Origin of the sequence: Reichenbachiella sp., assembly GCF_039944555.1 — a bacterium.
Taxonomy (GTDB): domain Bacteria; phylum Bacteroidota; class Bacteroidia; order Cytophagales; family Cyclobacteriaceae; genus Reichenbachiella.
The window spans coordinates 755,589-780,410 of sequence record NZ_JBDUYN010000007.1; the positions used below are offsets into that span (position 1 = coordinate 755,589).

General features: G+C 39.5%; 27 protein-coding genes and 1 tRNA gene. 9 read left to right on the top strand and 19 right to left on the bottom strand.

What is annotated here, in order from left to right:
- Nucleotides 1-4: 4 nt before the first annotated feature.
- Complete coding sequence (locus tag ABJD64_RS11775; protein ID WP_348178966.1) at nucleotides 5-2,380, bottom strand: thiamine pyrophosphate-dependent enzyme; 2,376 nt, start codon at nucleotides 2,378-2,380, stop codon at nucleotides 5-7.
- Between the two features lie 349 nt (nucleotides 2,381-2,729).
- On the opposite strand from ABJD64_RS11775, the gene ald reads away from it, so the two are divergent.
- Nucleotides 2,730-3,842 (top strand): alanine dehydrogenase, encoded by a 1,113-nt coding sequence (gene ald / locus ABJD64_RS11780; protein WP_348178968.1) that lies wholly within the window; start codon nucleotides 2,730-2,732, stop codon nucleotides 3,840-3,842.
- Here ald and ABJD64_RS11785 read toward each other — a convergent pair.
- Nucleotides 3,839-4,285: a type I restriction enzyme HsdR N-terminal domain-containing protein gene (locus ABJD64_RS11785; protein WP_348178970.1), complete on the bottom strand. Its 447-nt coding sequence runs from the start codon at nucleotides 4,283-4,285 to the stop codon at nucleotides 3,839-3,841. The genes ald and ABJD64_RS11785 overlap by 4 nt on opposite strands.
- 135 nt (nucleotides 4,286-4,420) lie before the next feature.
- Here ABJD64_RS11785 and ABJD64_RS11790 point away from each other — a divergent pair, with 135 nt between their 5' ends.
- Entirely contained in the window at nucleotides 4,421-5,194 is a 774-nt protein-coding gene (locus ABJD64_RS11790) for an AMP nucleosidase (protein ID WP_348178972.1), read from the top strand.
- On the opposite strand, the gene ABJD64_RS11795 is transcribed toward ABJD64_RS11790, so the two are convergent.
- The 14 genes from ABJD64_RS11795 to ABJD64_RS11860 form a co-directional block, all read right to left on the bottom strand.
- Nucleotides 5,172-6,470, bottom strand: coding sequence for an MFS transporter (locus ABJD64_RS11795; RefSeq protein ID WP_348178974.1), 1,299 nt, complete (start codon nucleotides 6,468-6,470; stop codon nucleotides 5,172-5,174). The genes ABJD64_RS11790 and ABJD64_RS11795 overlap by 23 nt on opposite strands.
- Before the next feature lie 58 nt (nucleotides 6,471-6,528).
- Entirely contained in the window at nucleotides 6,529-6,987 is a 459-nt protein-coding gene (locus ABJD64_RS11800; protein WP_318171456.1) for a biopolymer transporter ExbD, read from the bottom strand.
- A gap of 1 nt (nucleotide 6,988) precedes the next feature.
- On the bottom strand, nucleotides 6,989-7,630 hold the full coding sequence (locus tag ABJD64_RS11805) for a biopolymer transporter ExbD (protein ID WP_348178977.1): 642 nt from the start codon (nucleotides 7,628-7,630) through the stop codon (nucleotides 6,989-6,991).
- 4 nt (nucleotides 7,631-7,634) lie between these two features.
- Complete coding sequence (locus ABJD64_RS11810; protein ID WP_348178979.1) at nucleotides 7,635-7,958, bottom strand: hypothetical protein; 324 nt, start codon at nucleotides 7,956-7,958, stop codon at nucleotides 7,635-7,637.
- 25 nt (nucleotides 7,959-7,983) lie between these two features.
- Entirely contained in the window at nucleotides 7,984-8,847 is an 864-nt protein-coding gene (locus ABJD64_RS11815; protein WP_348178981.1) for a MotA/TolQ/ExbB proton channel family protein, read from the bottom strand.
- A gap of 71 nt (nucleotides 8,848-8,918) precedes the next feature.
- Nucleotides 8,919-9,006, bottom strand: a tRNA-Ser gene (locus ABJD64_RS11820).
- Nucleotides 9,007-9,094: 88 nt separating this feature from the next.
- The gene (locus tag ABJD64_RS11825) at nucleotides 9,095-10,168 is read right to left on the bottom strand and encodes an asparaginase (protein ID WP_348178983.1); all 1,074 of its coding nucleotides are present in this window, start codon (nucleotides 10,166-10,168) and stop codon (nucleotides 9,095-9,097) included.
- Between the two features lie 9 nt (nucleotides 10,169-10,177).
- On the bottom strand, nucleotides 10,178-10,942 hold the full coding sequence (locus tag ABJD64_RS11830) for a TatD family hydrolase (protein WP_348178985.1): 765 nt from the start codon (nucleotides 10,940-10,942) through the stop codon (nucleotides 10,178-10,180).
- Nucleotides 10,943-10,966: 24 nt separating this feature from the next.
- The gene (locus tag ABJD64_RS11835; RefSeq protein ID WP_348178987.1) at nucleotides 10,967-12,046 is read right to left on the bottom strand and encodes a glycosyltransferase; all 1,080 of its coding nucleotides are present in this window, start codon (nucleotides 12,044-12,046) and stop codon (nucleotides 10,967-10,969) included.
- Nucleotides 12,043-12,663: a polysaccharide deacetylase family protein gene (locus ABJD64_RS11840; RefSeq protein WP_348178989.1), complete on the bottom strand. Its 621-nt coding sequence runs from the start codon at nucleotides 12,661-12,663 to the stop codon at nucleotides 12,043-12,045. Before ABJD64_RS11840 ends, ABJD64_RS11835 begins: the two co-directional genes overlap by 4 nt.
- Nucleotides 12,664-12,666: 3 nt before the next feature.
- Entirely contained in the window at nucleotides 12,667-13,881 is a 1,215-nt protein-coding gene (locus tag ABJD64_RS11845; RefSeq protein ID WP_348178991.1) for a PP2C family protein-serine/threonine phosphatase, read from the bottom strand.
- Nucleotides 13,882-14,133 (bottom strand): hypothetical protein, encoded by a 252-nt coding sequence (locus ABJD64_RS11850; RefSeq protein WP_348178993.1) that lies wholly within the window; start codon nucleotides 14,131-14,133, stop codon nucleotides 13,882-13,884.
- Between the two features lie 22 nt (nucleotides 14,134-14,155).
- On the bottom strand, nucleotides 14,156-15,268 hold the full coding sequence (locus ABJD64_RS11855) for a glycosyltransferase (RefSeq protein ID WP_348178995.1): 1,113 nt from the start codon (nucleotides 15,266-15,268) through the stop codon (nucleotides 14,156-14,158).
- Nucleotides 15,265-16,206 carry a lysylphosphatidylglycerol synthase domain-containing protein gene (locus ABJD64_RS11860; RefSeq protein ID WP_348178997.1) on the bottom strand — a complete coding sequence of 314 codons (942 nt, stop codon included), beginning with the start codon at nucleotides 16,204-16,206 and terminating at the stop codon, nucleotides 15,265-15,267. Before ABJD64_RS11860 ends, ABJD64_RS11855 begins: the two co-directional genes overlap by 4 nt.
- Before the next feature lie 74 nt (nucleotides 16,207-16,280).
- On the opposite strand from ABJD64_RS11860, the gene ruvC reads away from it, so the two are divergent.
- Nucleotides 16,281-16,832 (top strand): crossover junction endodeoxyribonuclease RuvC, encoded by a 552-nt coding sequence (gene ruvC / locus ABJD64_RS11865; protein WP_348178999.1) that lies wholly within the window; start codon nucleotides 16,281-16,283, stop codon nucleotides 16,830-16,832.
- Here ruvC and ABJD64_RS11870 read toward each other — a convergent pair whose 3' ends face one another.
- Entirely contained in the window at nucleotides 16,833-17,282 is a 450-nt protein-coding gene (locus ABJD64_RS11870; RefSeq protein ID WP_348179001.1) for a CBS domain-containing protein, read from the bottom strand.
- Nucleotides 17,283-17,591: 309 nt separating this feature from the next.
- Between ABJD64_RS11870 and ABJD64_RS11875 the strand changes: the two genes are divergently transcribed.
- The 5 genes from ABJD64_RS11875 (at nucleotide 17,592) to ABJD64_RS11895 (ending at nucleotide 21,791) form a co-directional block, all read left to right on the top strand.
- Nucleotides 17,592-18,464 (top strand): RNA polymerase sigma factor RpoD/SigA, encoded by an 873-nt coding sequence (locus ABJD64_RS11875; protein ID WP_348179003.1) that lies wholly within the window; start codon nucleotides 17,592-17,594, stop codon nucleotides 18,462-18,464.
- A gap of 192 nt (nucleotides 18,465-18,656) precedes the next feature.
- Nucleotides 18,657-19,091 (top strand): MarR family transcriptional regulator, encoded by a 435-nt coding sequence (locus ABJD64_RS11880; protein ID WP_348179005.1) that lies wholly within the window; start codon nucleotides 18,657-18,659, stop codon nucleotides 19,089-19,091.
- 88 nt (nucleotides 19,092-19,179) lie between these two features.
- On the top strand, nucleotides 19,180-19,707 hold the full coding sequence (locus tag ABJD64_RS11885) for a cytochrome b/b6 domain-containing protein (RefSeq protein WP_348179007.1): 528 nt from the start codon (nucleotides 19,180-19,182) through the stop codon (nucleotides 19,705-19,707).
- An 88-nt stretch (nucleotides 19,708-19,795) separates the two neighbouring features.
- Nucleotides 19,796-20,218 (top strand): antibiotic biosynthesis monooxygenase family protein, encoded by a 423-nt coding sequence (locus ABJD64_RS11890; protein WP_348179009.1) that lies wholly within the window; start codon nucleotides 19,796-19,798, stop codon nucleotides 20,216-20,218.
- A gap of 277 nt (nucleotides 20,219-20,495) precedes the next feature.
- Nucleotides 20,496-21,791, top strand: coding sequence for a serine hydrolase domain-containing protein (locus ABJD64_RS11895; RefSeq protein WP_348179011.1), 1,296 nt, complete (start codon nucleotides 20,496-20,498; stop codon nucleotides 21,789-21,791).
- A gap of 324 nt (nucleotides 21,792-22,115) precedes the next feature.
- Here the strand turns inward: ABJD64_RS11895 and ABJD64_RS11900 are convergent, their stop codons facing one another.
- Both ABJD64_RS11900 and ABJD64_RS11905 read right to left on the bottom strand, forming a co-directional pair.
- Nucleotides 22,116-22,964 (bottom strand): type 1 glutamine amidotransferase domain-containing protein, encoded by an 849-nt coding sequence (locus ABJD64_RS11900; RefSeq protein WP_348179013.1) that lies wholly within the window; start codon nucleotides 22,962-22,964, stop codon nucleotides 22,116-22,118.
- Nucleotides 22,965-23,040: 76 nt separating this feature from the next.
- Nucleotides 23,041-23,766, bottom strand: coding sequence for an SDR family oxidoreductase (locus tag ABJD64_RS11905; RefSeq protein ID WP_348179015.1), 726 nt, complete (start codon nucleotides 23,764-23,766; stop codon nucleotides 23,041-23,043).
- A 97-nt stretch (nucleotides 23,767-23,863) separates the two neighbouring features.
- Here ABJD64_RS11905 and ABJD64_RS11910 point away from each other — a divergent pair, with 97 nt between their 5' ends.
- Nucleotides 23,864-24,769: a LysR family transcriptional regulator gene (locus ABJD64_RS11910; RefSeq protein ID WP_348179017.1), complete on the top strand. Its 906-nt coding sequence runs from the start codon at nucleotides 23,864-23,866 to the stop codon at nucleotides 24,767-24,769.
- Nucleotides 24,770-24,822 lie beyond the last annotated feature (53 nt).

A 24,822-nucleotide genomic window follows, 5' to 3' on the forward strand; every position in this document is an offset into this window, starting at 1 on the left:
AGAGTTAATAAATCTCAGGAAATGTCCTTGGGTCGCTTTCGTTCATCATTTCATATACCTTGTCGAAAACTGTCTCAACACTTGGCTTCGAATAGTAGTCACCATCAGAACCATAAGCAGGGCGGTGCTCATTAGCCGCAATGGTAATTGGCTGACTATCCAAGTATCTAAAACATTCTTGCTCCACTACTAGCTTTTGTAAGATGTATGCCGATGCGCCTCCGGGAACATCCTCATCCGCCACAATCAAACGATTTGTTTTCTTAATAGAAGAAATAATACTTTGATGTCTATCGAAAGGAAGCAACGTTTGAACATCAATGACTTCCACTTCAATCCCATAACCAGCCAGTTCAACCGCAGCATCCATCACAATCCTACACATCGACCCATAAGTGACGATCGTAACGTCTCCTCCCTCTCGAATCACTTCCGGAATTCCCAACGGCACCTTAAATTCACCAACATTATCAGGCATTCTTTCCTTTAAACGGTATCCGTTTAGGCATTCTATCATCAAGGCAGCATCATCAGATTCAAGCAAGGTATTGTACATACCAGTAGCCTGAGTCATATTTCTTGGAACGAGAACATAAATACCCCTAAGCGCATTGATGATCATACCCATAGGAGAACCAGAATGCCATACACCTTCTAATCTATGACCACGAGAACGTATAATCAGTGGTGCCTTTTGCCCCCCTTTAGTTCTATATTGCAAAGTTGCCAGATCATCAGATAACGTCTGAACCGCGTACAATAAATAATCCAGGTACTGAATTTCGGCTATAGGCCTCAGTCCTCTCAAAGCAGCACCTATTCCCTGACCAATAATTGTAGTTTCTCTTATTCCAGTATCAGTCACCCGCAAGGCGCCATACTTATCTTGTAAACCGGCAAAACCTTGATTTACATCGCCAATTTTCCCAACATCTTCACCCAACGCAAATACCAAAGGATTTCTACTTAAGGCGTCATTGAAACAAGCCTGAAGAACCTCCCTGCCATCAACCATTTTGGATTGGTCTGAATACTTAGCAGGCTCCGTTCCTATGTTGAGCGATGAGAATTTAGATTCGCTATAGAGGTGAGAGGAATACTCTCCATGCCTCTTTTCACTATTATTTCCAAGCCAGTGAGCTAGCATATCACGGCTACGAGAAGGCTCTTGTCTGGTTAGCCTCAATGCCTTCTTCGCACCTTTGGTCAATTCCAGTTTATTAATATTTAATCCCTCCTTTAAATTCTTTGCGATTGACAGCAGCTTTGTTTTTTCAGCACTTTGCTCCCCTACTGACTCTATCATGCTGATCAAAGAGGCTGTATCCGTTTCAATAGCCTGTGTATAAGATTTCCAAGCATTGATTCTAGCGGTTTTAGCTATTTTTTTTGCCTCATCTTCGATAAGGTCAAGTTCTTTGCTAGTAGCCAAATTTTCTTCTAAAATCCATTCTCGCATCTTTTTGAGGCAATCGAACTTCGCCTCCCATTCTAAACGCTCCTTCGATTTGTAACGTTCGTGTGAACCTGATGTAGAGTGACCTTGAGGTTGTGTTACTTCTTCCACATGAACCAAAACAGGCACATGTTCATTTCTCGCAATTTGTTCAGCTTTTTTAAAGGTTTTACACAAATCAACATAATCCCAGCCCCTCGTGGTTAATATTTCAAATCCCTTTTCTTCAGCCGTTCTTTGAAGTCCTGATAAGGCCTTTGAAATACTTCCTTTAGTAGTGTGGAATTCCTTCGGAACAGATATTCCGTACTCATCATCCCAAACTGCCATGACCATAGGCACTTGTAAAACGCCTGCTGCGTTCATCGCTTCAAAGAAATGACCTTCGGAGGTTGAAGCATTTCCAATTGTGCCAAAGGCAACTTCATTTCCATTTACTGAAAATTGTTTAAACTTCTTAAGTGCCGGATTGTTTCGGTATAATTTGGATGCATAGGCCAATCCCAAAAGTCTCGGCATTTGACCACCTGTATTAGAGATATCCGAGCTGGAATTTTTCATTTTGGTCAAGTCCTTCCACTCCCCATTGTCATCAATCAATCTGGTTCCGAAATGCCCATTCATCATTCTTCCTGCTGATGCCGGCTCATCCTCCACAGATGTGTGCGCATACAATTGAGCGAAGAATTGTTGTGAAGTCAATTCTCCAATAGCCATCATAAAGGTCTGATCACGGTAGTAACCTGATCGAAAGTCTCCATTACGGAAGACCTTGGCCATTGCAATTTGAGGCAGCTCTTTTCCGTCACCAAAAATTCCGAATTTGGCCTTTCCCATAAAAACCTCCTTTCTTCCAATGTAGCTATTCTCCCTACTTTCTACGGCAAGCTTGTAATCGTTCAAGATTTCCTTTTTTGAGGACATTGTATCGGTAGTTTTTTCTGAGACTTTCACCATTTCAAGATAAGATTTTTAGGACGATTATAAAAGAATCCAACTCTACAAATTTAACAAAGCCACCACATCATTCAAATATTTTTATGAAGATTACAAAATAATATTATATTTGAGACAATAAAAAAACGTTAAACAGAATTTTATTTGGTTATCATTCATTTTTCAGATATAATCATAAATGATGTTAGTTTTTTGAAATTTATATTTTTAAACCTTCCTAGGATTGTGAAATTATCTTCCGAATCTCAATTAGGTTTTGTAAATTATTAGTAACAATTATTGTTGTATATTTTATTGTAGTTAAACAATTTATGCCATGATTATCGGGGTACCCAAAGAAATCAAAAACAACGAAAACCGTGTAGCTCTTACACCTTCAGGAGTAAAAGAATTAAAAAGACACGGACATCAAGTATTCGTACAAGCAACAGCCGGCGAGGGAAGCGGGTTTGCCGATGATGAATACAAAAGTGTAGGAGCCGAGCTCTTACCCACCATTGAAGACGTTTACGGCAAAGCCGAAATGATCGTTAAAGTAAAGGAACCAATTGAGGCTGAGTACAAGTTGATTAAAGAAGATCAATTGGTATTCACTTATTTCCATTTTGCGTCACACGAGCCACTCACTAAGGCCATGATAGAAAGCAAAGCGGTATGTCTGGCTTATGAAACTGTTGAAAAGGCTGATAGGTCACTCCCCTTACTCGTTCCAATGTCAGAGGTCGCGGGAAGAATGTCCATTCAACAGGGCGCTAAATATCTTGAAAAGCCATTAAAGGGTCGTGGTATATTATTAGGCGGAGTTCCAGGTGTTCGTCCCGCCAAAGTAATGATCCTCGGCGGTGGTATTGTAGGAACTGAAGCAGCTAAAATGGCAGCTGGCATGGGTGCTGATGTTACTATACTCGACTTGAGTCTGCCTAGATTGAGATACCTTGATGATGTCATGCCTGCCAATGTTAAGACATTAATGTCAAGTGAATACAATATCAGAGAGATGATCAAGGATCATGACCTTATCATTGGAGCTGTCCTTATACCGGGAGCCAAGGCACCAAAGCTTATCACGCGTGATATGCTCAAAGACATGAGGCCAGGAACTGTATTGGTTGATGTGGCTGTAGATCAAGGAGGATGTTTTGAGACTACCAAGCCTACTACACACCAAGAGCCCACCTACATCATCGACGATGTTGTTCACTACAGCGTTGCGAACATGCCTGGTGCTGTGCCATACACCTCCACGTTAGCTCTTACAAATGCTACTTTGCCTTATGCCATTCAACTGGCAAATAAGGGCTGGAAAACTGCTTGCAAGGAGAATAATGAATTGAGACTAGGATTAAACGTTATTAAAGGAGATGTAGTGTATAAGGCTGTATCTGATGCTTTTGATCTTCCATTTACACCACTAGACCAATACATCTAGTCCTTATAGACCGGAATCTTCTCAAGAAATTGGAAGGTTCCGGTTTTTAAATTCTGTTCACAACAAAAATGCTCCAGCCCGTTGGTAACTACCAGATAACGAGCTCTCAGCGTTTGATTATACACAGCGACTTGCTGAAAAGTGTCGTTCGAAATTCTAATTCCGGGCGCCTTACACTCTACTATCAAAAAGGGCTCGCCAAGACTGTTGTAAGCTACAATATCCGGCCGTTTCTTCAATCTATTATACCTGACTTCGAATTCCATTTTGAGTAAAGACTTTGGGTATTTCAGGTTTTCATTTAAAAATTTAACAAAATGTTGGCGTACCCATTCCTCAGGTGTAAGGGCCACGTATTTCTTTCTAAACTCATCCCAAATATCTCTTCCTTTTTGCGTTTCCCGCACCTTGAATCGAAACTTGGGAAGATTCAATTCTTCCATTATTGTTCAGATATTTATTTTTCAATATTACAACAATTCAGTTACTTTTAAACCTACCTTGTCATTTACGAAATGAGAAGAAGCTGGCCATACCCGATAGGTACATACGTATAAAACCCAAAAGCATAACCAAATATGAAAACTAAAAAGGAAATTGTAGATAACTGGCTGCCGAGATATACTGGTGTTGAGTTGGAAGATTTTGCTGAATATATCCTGCTAACCAATTTTGCCAATTATGTGGAAATTTTTGCCGAAAAGTTCAGCGTAACAGTTGAAGGGAAAGACAAACCCATGCAGTCTGCTACGGCCGACAACATTACTATTATCAATTTCGGTATGGGCAGTGCCATGGCGGCAACGGTCATGGATCTATTATCTGCAATCAATCCCAAAGCAGTTCTCTTTCTTGGTAAATGCGGCGGACTAAAGAAAAAAACACAACTAGGAGATTTAATCTTGCCAATCGCTGCTATACGCGGTGAGGGTACATCGAATGATTATCTTCCAATCGAAATACCAGCACTCCCTTCTTTTAGGTTGCAGCGAGCGGTATCCTCTATGATCAAAAAGCACGAACTAGACTATTGGACCGGAACAGTCTATACCACAAACCGTCGCGTTTGGGAGCACGATAGAAAATTCAAAAAGTATTTAAGACAAATTCGTGCCATGGGTATTGACATGGAAACCGCTACAATATTTACCGTAGGTTTTATTAATGAAATCCCCAGAGGGGCGCTTCTTCTGGTGTCCGACAACCCAATGACACCAGCTGGTGTCAAAACAGATGCCTCAGACAAAAAGGTAACAGGCAACTTTGTAGACAAACACATCCAAATAGGGATTGATGCACTTCTGGAATTGTACAATTCAGGTGATTCAGTTAAGCATATGAGGTTTGATTAACTTTATGAATTCTTGAATACAACAATAGGCCAACACCCACTATAAAAAACAACATCAAGGCGATAGTACTGTTTCTCATTGAACCTGTGAGTTGCTCAATAAGTCCAAAGGAGAAAGTACCCGCTACAATTGAAAGCTTTTCCACAACGTCATAAAAACTAAAGTAGGAAGTGTTATCAATTGAATTTTGAGGTATTAGTTTGGAAAACGTAGATCTAGACATAGATTGGATTCCGCCCATAACCAATCCTACCACTACAGCCAGTCCATAAAATTGAAACTCTGTTTGAAGTGTATAGGCATATCCGCAAACACCAATCCAAATAATCAGCATCGACAAAATTGAAATTCCATTGTTGTAATGCTTTGAGATTGCAGCGAAAAGATAGGCACCCGCAATAGCAACCAGCTGAATAATGGTAACTGTAATAATCAGTTTCGAAGCCTCCAACCTCAGCTCCTTCTCTCCAAAAATGGCAGCCAGATGCATAACAGTTTGAACTCCTGCACTATAAAAGAAAAATGCGAAGAGATAGGCTTTCATCATTTTCAATTCTCTAAGAGAGTGGAACACTGTCTTTAACTCCAGTACACCTTTCAAAAACAAACTTTCATTTTTTTTCTGTCGATCCTTATTATCCGGAAGGTAATAAAAACTGTACTGAGCAAATCCAAACCACCACAGGCCCACTAAAACAAAAGAGAGACGGACTGCTGCTGTTTCTGCATTAAGTCCAAGTGTCTGATGATATTGAATGAGAACAAAACTAACTAATAGGAGGAGTACACTACCCACATAACCGTAGGCGTAACCTTTAGCGCTCAATTTATCATAGTTGTCCTCTGTAGTAATTTCGGGTAAGTATGAATTGTAAAAGACAAGACTTCCCGAGTAGCCGACTCCAGCTAAAACAGAACAAATAATTCCATATTCCACATTCTCCCCATGAAACCAAAAGAGACCTGCCGTAGATGCTGAACCCAAATAGGTGAAGAGCCTTAGAAATAATTTCTTCTTTCCTCCATAATCTGCCATTCCCGAAAGCCATGGTGATATAAAGGCCACGATTAAGAAGGCTGTGGCAACTGCATATGAATAGAGGACTGAATTGATTATTTCGATTCCAAAGAAACGAACGGTTTCCGATTGGAAAGCTCCTCGGGTAACACCATTAAAATATATTGGAAAAAGTGTTGAGGTGATGACTAATAAATACGCTGAATTAGCCCAATCGTAGAGACACCAGGCATTTTGAACTTTTTTGTTTTGCTGCATAGTCATAAAAAAAGGCCTCGAAAAATCGAGACCTTTATATATTATTAAAGATTAGTAATTAATCAACCCTTTTAGAAGAACTGTAAAGTACTTTTCTTGCATTAGCTTCTTTAAACTCTTGCTGAACATCAGTTACTATACCCATTTTGGCATCAATATCTACTTTCATAGACATTGTGATCTGATCTCTTTCTACTTCACTCAATTTATCCTTCTCTTGGTTTACAAACCTAACCACATCTTTCACTTCAATAAATACATCATTGACTTGAATTTTAGGTTGAACACCATAAACTGCTGTTCTTTTAGGTTTTCCAATGTACACATAGCTCACCAACGATTTTCTTTCCAACTTACTCAATTGAGTAGATTTAGGAAGTTTCTGCTCAACCATGATAGTCGTCTCTCTCAATACTGTTGTCACCATAAAGAAGAACAACAACATGAAGATAATATCTGGTAATGCAGCCGTTGGGATTTCCTGAGAGGTTCCTGAACTTTTCTTAAACTTTGCCATATCAACCTCCTATTTTGTTTGGTTCTGCAATGGATATCGCTCTAGGAATACCAGCTCTTGCTTTGAGATACATTTCTTTTTGCTCAGGATCCTTCTTATCCAATTGCAAAAACTCTTCAGCAGTAATACCCACTCGCTCACCATAAACCTCATTGTAAGCCGCGTTTACTTCATCTAACACTCTTACGTACAATTCATAGCTTGTTCCTCTATCAGCCTTGAAAGACACAATGGCCTTACCTGGTTCATCGGATGAGCTAGCACTTCTACCTTTACTATTTACATGACTTCTAAGCGTTGCTGGAAGTTGATTATATAATAACCTACCGTCTGCTGAAGGTTTACCAAAGTTCAAAACAAAATCCTTGATCATTGGTCTTAGCTTAGTTACATCTCTCATTGGTTCGTCTTCAACCAAAAGTTGGTCATTCGAGTTGGCCAATATTTTAAAGATGTTTCTGTCATTAGTTTTTACCTCTGGTGGCGGCTCGTTAGGATCCGGCTTCGGAGGCAAAAGCATTGCTATTCCTTTGTCGTTTGCTATCGTGGTAGTGACCAAGAAGAAAATCAACAAAAGAAAGGCAATATCTGCCATCGAACCCGAGTTAACCTCGGCCGCAGGTCTATTTTTACCTTTCGCCATAATCTTATTTTACTGCTTTTGAAACTTCTGTATAAACTATACCACCTAAGGCTCCAATGATCAAAATATACATCATTGTTAAAAGGCCTCCTACGAATTTCGAAAGGCCTTCGTCCATGCCATTTTCCAAAGCAGACGCCGTAACCTCAGAACCAGAAATTGCCCATGAGAGAATAAAAACCACAACTAAAGCGCCAACACCGGCTCCCGCTTTAGTCAAAGATTTTGGATCACTCACTGAATTTATTATCGGAAAGACAATCGCAGCTAATCCTGCCAGGATCGTCAATGTATATGATACATATAATGCTATATCTATAGAATCCATATCTCTTTCTTTTTAAGTGAAAATCTTATTTAGCAGAATGCTTAACCAAGATATCTACTAAAGAAATAGAAGCATCCTCCATAGAGTTAACTAGTGAATCAATTTTAGAAACAAGGTAGTTGTAGAACAACTGAAGTATTACAGCAACGATCAAACCACCAACAGTAGTCAAAAGTGCCACTTTAATACCACCAGCAACCAAGGCAGGAGATACGTCACCAGCTTCAGCAATTGCATCAAATGCATCAATCATACCAATTACAGTACCCATGAAACCAAGCATTGGAGCCAATGAAATGAATAGTGAAATCCAAACCATTCCTTTTTCCAATTTGCCCATTTCTACAGAACCATAAGCAATGATAGATTTTTCAACCATCTCAACTCCTTCTGACATTCTCATCAAACCTTGAACAAAAATGGAAGCGACTGGTCCTTGCGTGTTTCTGCAAACATCTTTTGCAGCCTCAACACCACCTGAATTCAATGCGCCTTCTACTTGCTCTAACAATTTCTTAGTGTTAGTTGTTGCAAGATTCAAAGTAATGATTCTTTCGATAGCAACAGCCAATCCTAAAATTAGACACAACAAAACGATGCCCATGAACTGCCATCCACCCTGGATGAACTGATCTTTTACGACTTGATGAAAACTCGGCTCGTCTACCGCTACTTCTTCGTAGTCAGCTGCAGCTACTTCTTCTTCTACGTACTCTTCTTCTACGTACTCTTCTTCTGCATACTCCTCTACGGCTGTGCTATCGTCAGCAGCCATTTCGGTAGAATCAGATGCTACTTCTTCAGTAGCCGCTTCATCTTGTGCCATTGTCTGCAGGTGGCTCATAGTAAACACACCAGTCAACATCAATAAAATTACTAATCTTTTCATAGTCTAATTTTTAGTAAATCTTTAATAAAGGTTTAAAAGTTATTCTTTTCAATCTAAATACTAATTCAGTGCAGAGAGGAAGGGATTCGAACCCCCGGTGTCCTTTTGAGACACACTCGCTTTCCAAGCGAGCACCTTAAGCCACTCGGCCACCTCTCTATAACTTTTTTAGTTTTCTCCAAGCGACAAATAAATTATAAAAATACACTATTTGCAAATTGTTCTATATTATTTTGGACATCGTCAATTAAATGGTCATTTCGCCCCTAATTGGAACACTAAGTTTCTTTTTCACTTGATCAATTGACTTTTCACTACCCAATAAATGCATCATTTTGGCAACCGCAGCTTCGGTTGTAATATCAAGTCCGCTAATCACTCCAATTTCAGTCAATTTCTTACTCGTCTCATATCTACCTTGAATCACACTACCACCGATACACTGTGAGACATTTAAAATGACTATTCCTTTATTGACAGCCTCCTCCAAAAGGTTATTGAACCAGTCATAGTTCATTGTGTTGCCAGAGCCATAGGATTCCAAAATCACTCCTTTCAATCCCTCGATATTAAGCATTCCTTTCACCACTGCTGGAGATATGTTTGGAAATATTTTAAGTATGGCAACGTTTGGGTCCAAATCAGAACTGTACTTCAGTTCTTCATCTTTATATTTCTTCAAAAAAGACTCGTTATATACGATTTCGACTCCAGACTCAGCAAGATAGGGATAATTCTCTGACTCGAATGCGGCAAAGTTGCTACTCCTTATTTTTTGCGCCCGATTACCTTTCAAAAGGTAATAATTGAAATACAAACAAACCTCTGTTACCATGGCCTGATCACCATGACGTTCTGAGGCAATTTCTAATGCCGTAATCAAGTTTTCACGTGCATCTGACCGTGTTGCACCAATCGGAATTTGTGCACCAGTGAAGATGATTGGCTTATTTACTCCCTTCAGCATAAAACTAATAGCAGAAGCAGAATATGCCATCGTATCGGTGCCGTGTAGTATCACAAACCCATCATACTGGTGATAGTTGTCCTTTAATATGGAAGCCATGTCCTTCCATTGTTCAACATTGATATTGGATGAATCCACTGGTTCTGGAAAGGATATCACCGTCAGTTTCAAATCTAACTTATGTAATTCAGGTATTTTCTCCAGTACGAGGCTAAAGTTGAAAGGAGCCAATGAACCCTCATCATCATAAACCATTCCGAAGGTACCCCCGGTGTAAATGAGGAGTATAGACGACTTGGATTCTTCAGAAGTCGTGGCAATATTGACTATTTTAAATTTACTAGTTTGGGCCATTCGTGTTGTTTAATTGAAAATGCGCTGTGCGTTTTCACTTGTAGCCTGAGCTACCTCATTTTTGGTTATTTGCTTAACTGAAGCAATTTTTTGGGCTACCAGATCAAGGTAAGCGGGTTCATTTCTTTTGCCTCGATGTGGAACTGGCGCAAGATAAGGACTATCTGTCTCCAATACCAAATGATCCAAGCCTATTGCTTCAAGCACTGGCTCTAGCCCGCCATTTTTAAAAGTGGCTACTCCCCCAATACCTAGCAAAAAACCTAATTCAACGATTTGACTAGCTTGCTCCAAGGTACCTGAAAAACAATGAAAAATACCACGGAAATTCTCTGATTTCAAATCAGAAACAAGTTCAATGGTTTCATCTATTGACTCTCTACAATGAATGACTATTGGCAGATTTTTGTCAATTGCCCATTTGGATTGAATATTAAAAGCCTCCTTTTGCTGTTCAAAAAATGTCTTATCCCAATACAAATCCGTTCCCATCTCGCCAACTGCGACAAAGTCTCTCTTATTGAGCCAATCTTCAACAACATAGAGTTCTTTTTCAAAATTCTTATTGACTGAACAGGGATGCAAACCCATCATTGGGATACAATATCCCGGATAACGGTGTTCGAGTTCGAGCATGGCATCAATGGACTCGCTATCGATATTAGGCATAAAAATTTTTTCTACCCCTAGCTCTTTAGATCTTTCGATTACCTCATCAAGATCTTTTTCGAATTGGTCCAGATATATGTGCGCATGGGTCTCAACTAATTGCATAATAAAATTGTCATCAAAAGGCCGCTAATAATCCCTACCCTTCCAGACTACTTTAACCGGAAGCAGGTAGTGCGCAAATGTGATCAAATAAAAAAAGAAATCATAGATTTCGAATGTGAGAAGATCAGCTATTGAATGATTATTCTTTGTTGTGATAAAGGCCCGTTTAATTATAACCAATTTAGCAATAAGTGTGACACCAATACCCAACAACCAGAGTGGATTGAGTATGCACAAATAAATAATACATGGCCAAAATAAAGCTTTGATAAATGCAGCCATCCAGAAAATCGGATTTATCCCCACCAAGCCTTTCATCCACCTCTTTCGTTGATGCAAAAGATCTCGAATATTATGTATCGGCTGGGTGGTGCCAACTGCTGTAGGGTCTTGATTTACAATTAAACGGCCTTTGTTTTCTTGTACTCGTCGAAGTAGGTCAACATCCTCTACGATAGTCCCATTGAGTCCTTCGTGCCCCCCTACGAGATCATATGTATGTTTAGAAATAAGCATATTGTTTCCCCAAGCGGTTAAAGCAACACCAATGTTTGCAAACCAGGCTATGATCTGCTCATTGAATAACCAATCTACGTTTTGCATGCGATCCAACCACCTTTCTCCAGAAACCCGAGTCAGCCCGACCATCAACCCATTGTCATGACTGCATTGGGCCAACATTCCCTGAATCCAATCGGGTGAAAATTTCATATCCGCGTCAGTGAAAATCAAATATTCTCCCCTGGCCATTTTACTTAAGGAAGACAATACCTTCTGTTTATTCAGGTTGCTTGTTTCGCTTTCTGAGAAGGCATATACCGAGGCATTGCCTGGCTTATATTTTTCCAGCAATTCGAGCGTTTGGTCTGAGGAATCATCATCGCCAAGAATAATTTCAAAGTTAGACTGGGAGTAACTCAGTTGAACGAGGTTTTCATAAAGCAGCCGGACATTGTTTTCCTCATTTCTCAATGAAATAAGAATGGATACAAATGGAAGTTCCTTCGGTAAAGATTTACTCTTTGTTTTAGGTCTAATTAAAACGAGGGCAAGCAGCGATAGAAGCCAGGCCAGAACTATAAAGGTTGCAAAAAAGATCATCATTTGTTCCTGGTTATCAAGTCGAATTGAAACCCTTTGCGAACGCAGTATTCCAAATATCGAGGCAGCACCCATTTCATTTTCTCAAATGAAATCTTATTGTCATGGAAAACTATTATATCTCCTGATCGTGTCATTGAGGTCAGAAGAGACAAGCATTTTTCTTTTGACAAGTTATTGTCAAAATCACCACTCATCAATGACCACATAACCGTACTTTCTCCTTTTCTAAAATGGCCATAGGGAGCTCTGAATAGCCTTTGCTCCCCTTCAATCACCTGACTCAATTCCAAGTCACCTTTGTTCTTATTGTCTAAATATACTTTTTTCGAAACTGTCCATCCATCGAGATGTCTATAGCCATGATTGGCCAAAAGGTGGCCCTGCTCATCGATTTTTTTAACAAGTTCGGGATATTTGCTTACTTGTTCTCCAAGGCAGAAAAAAGTAGCCAGTGCCTTCCTTTCGGTTAGAACATCAAGGATAAAATCAGCACCTTCAGGTGTGGGTCCATCGTCGAAAGTGAGATAAATTTTCTTTTCCGAACAGGGCCTGTCCCAAATATGATTAGAAAATGAGGTCTTGATAAAGGACGGTATTCTATGAAAATAGAAACCCAAGATTTATGATTTATACTTAGCTGAAAGAATGGTGACGTCGTCGCGATACTCCTGTTCTTCCCTGAAACGGTCAACTGAATCCATCATGGCTTCATTCAATTTTTTAGGAGTCGAATCCGCGAATTTATGAACCGTGGCCTGAATCTTCTCCTCACCAAACTCTTCCTCAGCTCTATTAATCGCCTCATTCAATCCATCAGTATAACAAAACAAATCAAACTGATGGATATCGTTTAATATTCCTATATCAATAAAAGGCAGAGGGGCAAACATACCAAGAACGGTAGTTCCCAATCTCAGATCTACAATTTTTCCACCATTGGCCCGAAAAAATGGAGGATTATGGCCGCAGTTGACATATTTGAATCGTTTGGTTTTAGTATTATAAACGGCAGCGAAAAAAGTGATGAAGATCTCTCCGTTTCCACTGAATTTAATTTGATAATTCAACTCCGAAACAATAGTCTCTAAATCAACAGTTTGGCGAACCAAAGTTCTTAATGATGCCTGGAAATTCGACATCATCAAAGCCGCCGGAACACCCTTTCCTGAGACATCTGCTATGCAGAGCAGGAACTTATCATCATCAATTTTTATGTAATCATAGTAGTCCCCACCCACATTGTGATGGGGTTGATAGAAGGCCGACACTTCGAAATTGTCTGAGGCTGGTAAGTTTTTCGGGAACAAATAGTTTTGTACCTGCTTTGCAATTTCCAATTCCTTTTTAAATGCCTCTTGTTCCAATTGCTGACGAGCAAGCTTCTTGTTTTCAATGGCAACCAAAATAATATTGGTCAGTGCCTCCAAAAATGTAGTCGCTGGTTTTCCTGATATACCACCTTCTATCTCAGCGATATCTCCTACAAAGACCAAGGCAAGCAGCTGGCTTTTATGCATAACTGGAATCACATGATCAAACTCCTCACACTCTGTATCACCCAAAGTTTTGGTCTTTTCTTCTCCTTCGAATTGATCAACCGGAATACTCTTAATCACCTCTTCGTCTACACCGAAGAATACTTTACAGTTCCACTCTTCCTCTGTTATCACAAAAAGGGCTAACTTTTTTACCTTAAGATTAGCCAACAAGGTGAAATGATAGATTTTATACAAGGACTCCTCAGGCAAATTGTTATTGATCGCCTCAGTTACTTCCAGAAGAGCGTTCAATTCTAGTTCCTTCAGATTTGATTCTATGGTCTTTGTTTGTCCCATTCAGCTGGTGTGTGCTTTGAGCCCCTCTTTCGATGCGAGGTAGTAATACTTCCTAAAATTAATTTCTATATCAATGCTTTCGGCGTCCAATTCGATGTCCGGTTCAGTATAACACCGCAGCCATTTCTTTCTTACCATTTTTGATAAAATGGGTTTCAAATCATCATCTGATAATCCAAGCGCTTCTCTAAGATCATCGAAGTGAATCAAAAAATACAATTCGTCCAATATGTCAAATTCGAGATCGCTCATGCCAGATAGTTTAAAGGTGAGGTCAGATTTTGTAGGCTCTTTCTCTCCAGCTGTATTTCCCAAAATTAGAAGCTACCCCAAAGAATACAACATAAAAAGGATAAATAATTTGAAGGAGTCCTAAATTCAGCAAGGAAACCTTGCGCATTTGTAATTGACTCGCAATTGATAGGTAACAATAATCAATCAGACACTTGAAACCTAAAATCATAATCCCATAAAATGTCCCATCCACCACGGACTGGATGAAAACCCAACCCCAAAGGGCATAACTTAGAAAGATAAAAAGCGGGATCAGTCGTGAGAACACATCTTTATGAAAGCGCCATTTGGAGGCCCAGCGTCTTCTTTGATTATAGAAGTCCAAAAAATTCTGTGGTGGCCGGCTATTCACCAAAGCCTTTTTGGTTTTTAAGAAGTCTATATTCTTAGGGTATTTCTTAAATATCTTTCTTAACAAAAACTCATCATCGCCCGTAGCTATTTTTTCATTACCTCTAAAACCTTCCACCTCTTCAAATACCTCCTTAGAAAAAGAATAATTACAGCCGTTAATCATTGTAGGCTGACCTGCTGCCAGCGTAGCTCCACCCATTGATACCAATCCAGCCAACTCCAGATTTAGCAGATCAATAAACCTTGATTTACCAAGGTTTATCAACCTTACCGGGCCAAATGAAAGCTTAGCACCTTTCTCAAATGCGTTCCTATGCACATTTAGCCAATCCCGGTGTACCTCGCTGTCACCATCCGTGCACACAATCAGATCACCTTTGGCCATCTGTACACCATGGGTTATTGCAGCTTTTTTTCCTTCTTGTCCATCAGGAAGTATAGTCAACAGGAGATTATCATAATGACTTTGTAAAGATTCGACAACTGCAATCGTACCATCTGTAGAATGATCGTCGATCACAATAAGCTCGAAGTTGTCTGATTTGATATTTCCTCTTTGGATAGAAAGAATTAGGTTTTCAATACTTTCAGATTCATTTCTGACCGGTACAAGCACTGAGGCAAAATCATTTGCTTGTAATTCTTTATTAACAGCTGGAATTTTATACCAATTCCATAGTAGCAGCAATATAAACAGCGCATACAATACTGTAACGATCGCAGCTGACAGGTAGATCAAAACGTTTTTTTCATTTCGGAAACGAAACCTAAGCCGGCTACCGCGGGCATAACAATATTTACTATCCAAACCACGAAACTGGCTAACATAACAGCTCCCAGGTCATCGGTGAAGAAACTAAAGAAAAGCGCCGCAGACAACTCCCTTTTTACCAAATCTCCAAGTACGGACATATTGGGAACTACAGTTTTGATTAAAAAAATCCAGCCAATTCCTAAAATCAACACGGCCATTGGCAACTCACTACCCAACCACCAAAAAACACACAGAAACTGAAGCGTAAAAACGCCGTAGCGTAGAAATGCCGATCCAAAAATATGAAAAAATGAAAGTGGGCTTCCTGAGCCAACCAACAAGACATAACCTTTGATCTTCTCTCTATATATCCAAACTAAAGCGAGAGTTAAGGCGACTAAGGCTCCAGCGATGCCAGCGGCGAGTAAAAGTGGTTCCAGCGGAATAGAGAAGCCTTTATCAATCAAATAAATGACCGAAACGACCCCCATGGTCAGAGTGGGTACCAGTTGTGAAAATCTATCGATTATCACTCCACCTACTGTTTGTTTTCTTTGAGCAGGAGTAGTTCCCATATACTTTGCGAATATATCGCCAATGCCAAACGGGCTAATGACATTAAGACTTCGGCCAGATAGAATGATTTTCGCACTGTTCCAAATAGATTTTGCCTGGATGGGTTTCAGTATAGCTTTCCATTTATAAGCCTCCAGGCCTATATTCATTGGAAGTAGCGCCATGCAGATCAAGAGCCAAATCCAATCTACCCCTTCCACTCCTATGAACAGATGCAGCTTTCCGGGAGTGCTGATCAGCTTGAATAAAACAGCGCTCAAAATGATCACAGGCAAAACCCATGTCCAGGCCAACCAGGCTATTTTTATCCATTTGGTATCAATTCTTTTGGTAAGCGATTTTATCATAGTTAAATAAATAACGAATATTCTTGCCGTTTCTTAAAAGGTAATATTTCTATCTTGCAATGCTATCGAACTCCATGAATAAAACTAAAGAAAAAATCATTTTAGGATTAGACCCCGGTACTACGGTAATGGGTTATGGGGTTATTTTGGTTGAGGGAAGCAAACTATCTGTTTTGCAACTAGGCGTAATCCATCTTAGCAAATACAGCTCGCACGAACTGAAGCTAAAAAAAATCTTTGAAAGGGTTTCACATATCATCGAGGAGTTCGAACCGGATGAAGTAGCCTTAGAAGCTCCTTTTTATGGAAAAAATGTACAATCCATGCTTAAGCTGGGTCGGGCACAGGGTGTGGCCATGGCCGCCGCCTTGACCAGGGAGATTCCGATTACTGAATACGCACCAAAAAAAGTTAAGCAATCAGTCACGGGAAATGGCAACGCTTCAAAAGAGCAGGTAGCGGCCATGCTGCAATCAATCTTGAAGTTAAAAGAAATACCTAAACTGTTGGACGCATCTGATGCTTTGGCCGTAGCCTTGTGCCACCACTATCAGGGTGGCAAGCCACAGACATCTGCAAAGAGTTGGAAAGCCTTCCTATCTGATAATCCAGGAAGGTTAAAATAATTACCAGGTAGTAGCTTTGATTTTTTGTGCAGCGCGCATGATATCTCTTCTACTAATTTGTCCTTTAAGAATACCGTTCTCCGTCACTGGGAATCTTCTAAAGTAAGTAGTTAAAAACTCGTTGGCGCAGGCCACCACATCCATGTCCATTTCCAATGTCTTTACATTACTCGACATGTAGTCCTCGACTTTACCTTTTCCGCTTGGAATATTATGATAAGAAGACTGGACTAACACTTTCAAACAATCCTTTTCAGACAGCATACCTACTAGTTCGCGCTTTTCATTAAGTACGGGACCACCTGATATTTTTTTCTTTAGCATGATATCAATGGCTTCTGCAATTTCCTGATCGGGGCTAAAAGTGATCAAATCCTTCGCCATGTAGTCTGCAATGGTCTCATATTTGACTCCTTGATCTTGCTCTACACGGGCTCCCTTAAAGTTCATTACCATAGTTGATTTGGTTTATTGGTTGAAAAAAGACGAATTCTTATATTACCATTTTTTTAGGCTAATAGCAAGTATAATCCTTATAAAATCCAATTTCTGTAGGATATTTCATCAATGTTTTGTACTTTGAGAACCAACCACTCCAATCAGCGCCCATAGGTAGGTATTAAAGTTTATGCATAAGGAATGATTTTTATATGAGAATTGTTAATCTCTTATTAGAATAAAACCGTATAAAATATTAAATTTGCGGGTTCGTTACATCCAGTAGGTAATGAACCCTAATAAAAAGGAAAAATATATCATATGAGACAGCTTAAGATCACACAATCAATTACTAACAGACGTGAAAGTCATACCCTTGAAAAGTATTTTACCGAAGTTAGTAGTGTGCCGATGATTACTCCCGACGAGGAGGTTGAGTTAGCACAAAGAATCAAACAGGGAGATGATCTAGCACTTGAAAAATTAGTAAAAGCGAATTTGAGATTCGTGGTATCTGTAGCTAAGCAGTATCAAAACAGAAGTTTGCCTTTGAATGATTTGATCAATGAAGGTAACCTCGGTCTGATCAAGGCTGCAAAGAAATTTGATGAAACCAAAGGATTTAAGTTTATCTCTTATGCCGTTTGGTGGATTCGTCAGTCGATTATGCAGGCATTGGCCGAGCAGTCTCGTATTGTAAGATTGCCGATGAACAAGTCTGGTGCGATTAACCAAATCAGAAGAGCTTACGCTGAACTGGAGCAAAAGTACGAGAGAGAGCCGACCGAAGAGGAATTGGCTGAAATCCTGGACATGAAACCTAGTGAAGTAAGAAACACTCTGGGTGCTGAAGTGAAGCAAATGTCTATGGACGCTCCTTTTGGTGAGGATGAGTCAGGTTCGCTTTTGGATGTACTGGAAAACAAAACAACAGTTCCTACAGATGGTCAGATGGTTTTCAATGATTCATTGAAAGTAGAAACCATTAGAGCGCTATCTACTTTGACTGCTAGAGAAAGAGAAGTAGTAAGAATGAGCTTCGGTATCGGATCTGATAACCCATTCACCCTTGAAGAAATCGGTGATATCATGGGGTTGACCAGAGAGCGTGTAAGACAGATCAGAGAGAAGGCACTTCAGAAATTGAGAGAGCCATCTAAGAACCAAAGATTGAAAGAGTTCTGTGCAACTTGATAAAAGTTGAACAGCAATTAAAATAATTTGAAAGCCTCAGCGAAAGTTGAGGCTTTTTTTTGCTCATAAGCCGAAGGTGCAGGCGCTCCTCTGTTCCTACTAAAGACTCATCAATTATTGTGAATTTCGCATTGCTACCTATTGATTAATTACCTTTGGTTAATTTTCAAACAATAAAATAATGGCAAACTTATGAAGTCCTTTCTAGACCAATCAGCAGGATATCTAAACCATATCGTAGGCCTTTTATTGAAAAGAGAAATACTAGAGGCCATAAAAAAGAATAAAATCAATATAACCCCAGAACAGTGGGCTATCTTAAATAGATTAAATGAGCATCAAGGACTTACACAAAATGAATTAGCCAAAATTTCATTTAAGGACACTGCTAATATTACCCGCATGATTGATAAGCTTGAAGATAAGGGCTTCGTAGAAAGAAGAGCAAATCCAAGCGATCGCAGAATCTGGAAAATCTATATCACAGATCAAGGTCGAAAAGGTCGAGATCTAATTGAGCCATTGGCAAAAGAAGTACTTCGTAAGGCTACCAAAAATATTGATTCAAAAGAAGTGGAATTATATAATGATATAGCAAAAAGAATTATAGCCAATTTGGAGAGATAGTTTTTTTATTCATATATTTGTCATGACAATTATTGTTATAATCAATATATGTTATAACAAATACAGCATATAGATAATCCATAACGCGATGAGAAAAAATGATTTATCACAAAAGTATAGCCAAGCCGTAATAGCTATTCATTGGATTTCAGTTATCTTAATTTTAGTCTTATTCCCACTCGGTAAATACATGTCTGGATTGGACCCGGAAGAGAAGCTGTGGCTAATCATAATACATGGGATTTTAGGGGTATTGATCTTTATTCTAACCATTATCAGGAGTGTTTTGTTTTTTACTACTAAGCGTCCGGAACATTTAAGTACCGGGTCAAAATTTAACGACCTTATTGCCATAACGGTACAGCGCTCTTTTTATGTTTTACTGTTGATTATTGGGGTCTCAGGTTTAGCTAGTCTGCTTTCCGGGGGATATATCAAAGCGACAACAGCTACTCCCATGCTACCTGAACTCATTCGACCAAGAAGTGAAATAGTACCTTTAAAAATTCATAATACTTTATCGGTCCTTATGATGTTCCTTGCTGCCATGCACATTGCAGGAGTAGTCAGGTTTAATATTAAACACAAAACGAACGTCATTAAGCGAATTACTTAAAATGAAATGCAAGTCCTCTAAAAGGGGGTATCGATAGTCTAAAATGTAATACTGAGAAAATCTTATCAAACTCTAAATATTTTTTCATATGAAAAACATCTCAATGATTTCAAGAAATAACCTTATGGTCTTTTCTTTCATATTAGCAACAGCTTGTAATAATAAAAACAGTACTGACTTGAAAACCGAAAATAAATCAACCATGGAAGCGATAAAACTAGAGCATACTACACTCATAAATTCTTTTGAAGTACCAGCTGGGAAGCTAGAAGAATCAATAAAATATTGGGAAGCTTGTCGTGATTTTCTAAAAGTTCAACAAGGATATGTTTCTACAAAACTACATCAGTCCTTAAAAGATGACGCTAGATTCCAGTTGGTAAACGTGGCTATATGGGAGACTCCTCAAGCCTTTCTAGATGCCTCTGAGAAAATGAGTAAGGAACTCGGGGTTCCGCCTGTGGAGGGTCTAAAACCCAACCCATCTCTTTACACCATGATCAGAGAATAATAGATAATTACTAGCACGTACATAGTGCATATCATTTAGAACACATCAATGACCTAATTGCAAGAGAGCACTCATACGAAAAACTTTCAGATTGACTTTCAATTCCATAACTGCTACAGACACAGGACTACTTCAAGTATTCAATTCTCTCTAATCTATTCGACAAGTGTACTTCTTCTTGCCCTTAGATTAAACTCTCGCCCGACACAGCAACAAACAAAAGTCACCAGTTCATAAAATTGGCTATCTTAGGAAACTATTCACCCTGAGACTGCCCATGAAATTACATTACAACATCATACTGGCGCTGTTCGCAATGTCTTGCACCTCCGAACCAGAAAACACCAAACCCGAAAAATATAAGTTTGCCAGCCCCGCAGAAGTGGGCATGTATGCAGATAGCCTGGCCAATATCGAAAGTATGGTATTGGAGTTCGTGGATGGTAAAAAGTATCCGGGAGCGGTAACCTTGGTTGCTAAGGATGGTAAAATCATCTACGAATCTGAAGTAGGATGGTCCGACTCTTCCAGAACCGAAGCTTACCGCAAAGAGCACTTGTTTCGGATGGCATCCATGACCAAACCATTGGTCTCCGTAGCGGCCATGCAGTTGATAGAAAATGAAAAAATGAGCTTGGATGATCCCGTTGGAAAGTACATCCCCTCCTTCAATGAAACTAGTATTCTCACCGAGTTTAATCCAGCAGATACCACATGGACGAGCGCACCATCCCATACAGTACCAACCGTAAGGCAATTACTTACTCATACTGCCGGTGTTCCTTATGGGTTTATGGACCCCAAAATCAATGGTGCAATCCTGGCTAAAAACGACATTCCGGACCTGAGCACGCATCAACCCTGGACCACCGAACAAACCATGGGGAAAATAGGCAATCTTCCACTTATACATGAGCCAGGTGCGAAATGGATGTACGGCTTAAATACTGATGTATTGGGAAGAGTTGTCGAGGTGGCCTCTGGTATGGAACTCGACGATTATATCCGCGAAAATATTACCCGGCCACTCGGGATGGAAACCTTTGATTTTTATTTCCATGATTCACTGTCGAGTAATTTAACTCAGGCATTTGTCGCAAACGCAGACGGTGAGTTCATGAATATGCCTGATTACAAGCCCTTTTACATCCCAAATTATCCAACTGAAGGAGCTAAAACTTATCATTCTGGAGGCAGTGGAATGACCGGCACCGCCCGTGACTATTTTCTATTTTGTCAAGCCATGCTAAATGACGGGAGGCTTGGAGAAGCGCAAATTTTAAAGCCAGCCACCGCCCAGTCCATGCATCAGGATCAAATCGACACCATCTCTTACCCTTGGGGTCCTGCCAGATTTGGATTTGGCTTTGATGTGGCCGAAGGACATCCCAATAGACCGGACGGAACTTACAGTTGGGGAGGCGCATTTAGCACAGTGTTTTGGATTGATCCGGTCAATGACCTCATTGTTATTCAATTGCGACAAATACTGCTTTCACCACACAATCAAGACATCAATTCCCAATTGGAAGAGATCGTTTACAATGCATTCGTCAGGGAACCATCTTCCTGAATCACCTGATATCTAGGAATCGCAATCTTATTCTCGGAACAGTTCATCGGTGTAGTAAGGAAAACATAAGGAGTGCTCAAAAAACATCAAAGGGCCATCAATAAATGCTAAGGAGTCGACAAAAAATCCACCATGAATGAAATTGATTAGCCTGCTGAGCCCTCACATGCAGCAAAGTTAAAAGCATTAAAATGACTATTGCATTTGCTTTCATTGTACAAGAGATTGAAAGTTTAAACCAGAATCCAGCTCTCTGGTTCGAGATTATAATGCTGGATTCTGGTTTGACTATCCAAAGGGAATTACCCCTTTCAATTACTTGTTTTAATAATTTAGAAGCTTGATTACAGCTTTTCCAACCCCAGCAGACGATTTATTATTCTGACCGGTCACTAGTTCTCGATCTACAACTATATGTGGAGCCCAATCTGTTCCATCCTTCGAATAATCACCTCCTGCATAAGTAATTGCATTTTCTGGCCAGTAGAACAACTCGTCACCACCCAGATAATACTTAGTAGCAATAGTTTCTTCAGAATTACTGAATACAGTCATCTTATAACCTTCATAAATCCAACCTTTGGTTGGCTTAGCTTTTTTCCCTGCTTTCATCTCAGCCTCAAACTCCTTGCTATTTGGTAAAGAAGATAGCAACGCGACCGGACCATGACATACTAAGCCAGTTGGCTTAGATTCGGAATGAAAATGATTCAAGAACTTGCTTAATAACTCATTTGACACTAAGTCGCCTAAAGGAGCGTGACCACCAGGCACAAATACAGCATCAAAATTTTCAATACCCATTTGATCAACACGAGCAAAACTTATTACCGGGCTATGCTCTCTATCGGTTAGCATCAACCGATTAAACAAAGCCTTGTGTACGTTATATGTTTCTTGGCTCGTATCCAGAAAATGATCCGGGGTATCTGATACAGGATCCAATGTTGGTGCCAAACCAGTAGGTGTAGCAAAAGTCAGTGTATGGCCAGCGTCCATAAAAATCTTGATTGGTTCCATCAGTTCGTTCAAATAAAAACCCGTCTTGTAGTCGTATCCATTTTTCAATTTCATTTCTGAAACATCAGACATGACCACTAAGATATTTTCTGCAAACGCCACTTGAAAATTAATAAGTGTCGTTACTGCGAATAGAAATATTACTTTTTTCATAACTATAAATTTTGTACTACTAATTAGTTTATTTTAAATAAGGCCATAAGCTGGTTAGCTAAAGGCGTTGAAAATTCTACCAGGCTATTTCTTCTCCATTGTGGACAAATTTTCCTGTGAAGTCGGCGTACGATAAATTCACCGAAGTCTTTGCACCTTCCGGTGCTTCTAATGGAGCATTCTTTCCTCCTAATTCTGTCTTCACCCACCCTGGATGTGCCGAATTCACTTTGATGTTTGTATCCTTCAAAGCTGCCGCCAGATGTACGGTAAATGAATTTAGTGCAGTCTTGGAGGCGTTGTAAGCGAAAGGTTTAATACCACTCCAAGGCGAGGTTTCATCACTTTGTACTGTGTTCGATCCTAAAATGCTAGAAACATTGATAATCCTTCCTGAGTCGCTTTTCTTGAGTAGAGGCAACATTTTTTGTGTAAGACTGACCAAACTAAAGAAGTTCACATCAAACGTTTCTTTAAGTACTTCGGCTTTCACAATTTCCGCGGTGTTTACTCCTGTAGGTTCTCCTCCATGCATAATACCCGCGTTGTTGACCAATACATCCAGTTTACCATAGGTGCTATCAATATGCTTAACCAGGGCGTCTACTTCAGCTTCATTGGTTACCTCAAGTTGGACAATTTCAACATCCAGTCCTTCCTCTTTTAATTTTTGAAAAGCCTCGGTGCCTCTTTCCTTGTTTCTGGAAGACATCAATACGGTTGTACCTTCTTTTGCGAGTTGTCGAGCAGTTTCGAGGCCTAGCCCCTTATTAGCTCCTGTTACTAATGCTATTCTTTTCATTTGACTATATTTTAAAATTCACAACACAACATTAGGGAATTGGTGATATCAAATGAAATAGCTTATTTTACCTCATGATATAAATAAATTGATATCTATGGTCAGTCTCGAATGGTATCGAACCTTTAAAGCCGTCTATAAGCATGGCAATTACTCTAAAGCAGCAGAAGAGTTGTTTATGAGTCAACCAGCCGTAAGTAATCAAATGAGTATGCTTGAGGCCTATGTTGGTCATAAACTGTTCTTAAGAAAGTCCAAGGGGGTAGAAGCTACAGAGAACGCCAAATTCCTAAACAACCTTATCATTGAATCCCTGGACACCTTGGAAGAAGTGGAATCAATGTACAGTCAGAGGGTCAAAAAAGAAGAGAAACTATATGTCCTGGGAATTAGTGAACATTTGTATAACAGTTTCCTTACCAACAAACTTACCAGCTTCAAACACTTAAGTATTCGATTTGAAGAAAGAAATGAGGAACTATTTGATCTTGTGAATCAACAAGAAATTGACGCTGCAATCATTCATCAAGAAGTAGAGACCTTTGATACACTTTCGCACAAGATGTTAAGTTCTCCGTTGGTAATTGTTGGACATCCCGATGTCGATACAACTGAACTCGATCAACACATAAAGAATGAAGATTTACGCAAAACTCAGCATTGGTTAGAGCAACAAATCTGGTTCTCGCATATGTCTACAAACCCATTCATAAAATTATTCTGGCTGCACTGCTTCAATAAAAGAAGGCCTAAAGTGTTTACTAACTATACCATTCCTAATGAATACTTCATGCTTCAAGAACTGACCAAAACAGAAGGGATTTGTGTCACCTTACTGGAAAATGCCAAAGAATTTCTTAAGAATGGAACACTGAAACTCATATGGCAATCCGTGTTATATCCGGAAAGGAATTATTTCTTGATTGCACATAAAAAACAAAAGAGCTTTTTTGAGTTACTAAAAAATACATTTCAGAATAACGAAGCAAATCAAGAGATATAGTACATGCCTTATCAGAGTCACTTGAATCTGAAATGTAAAACCGATACTTTAAT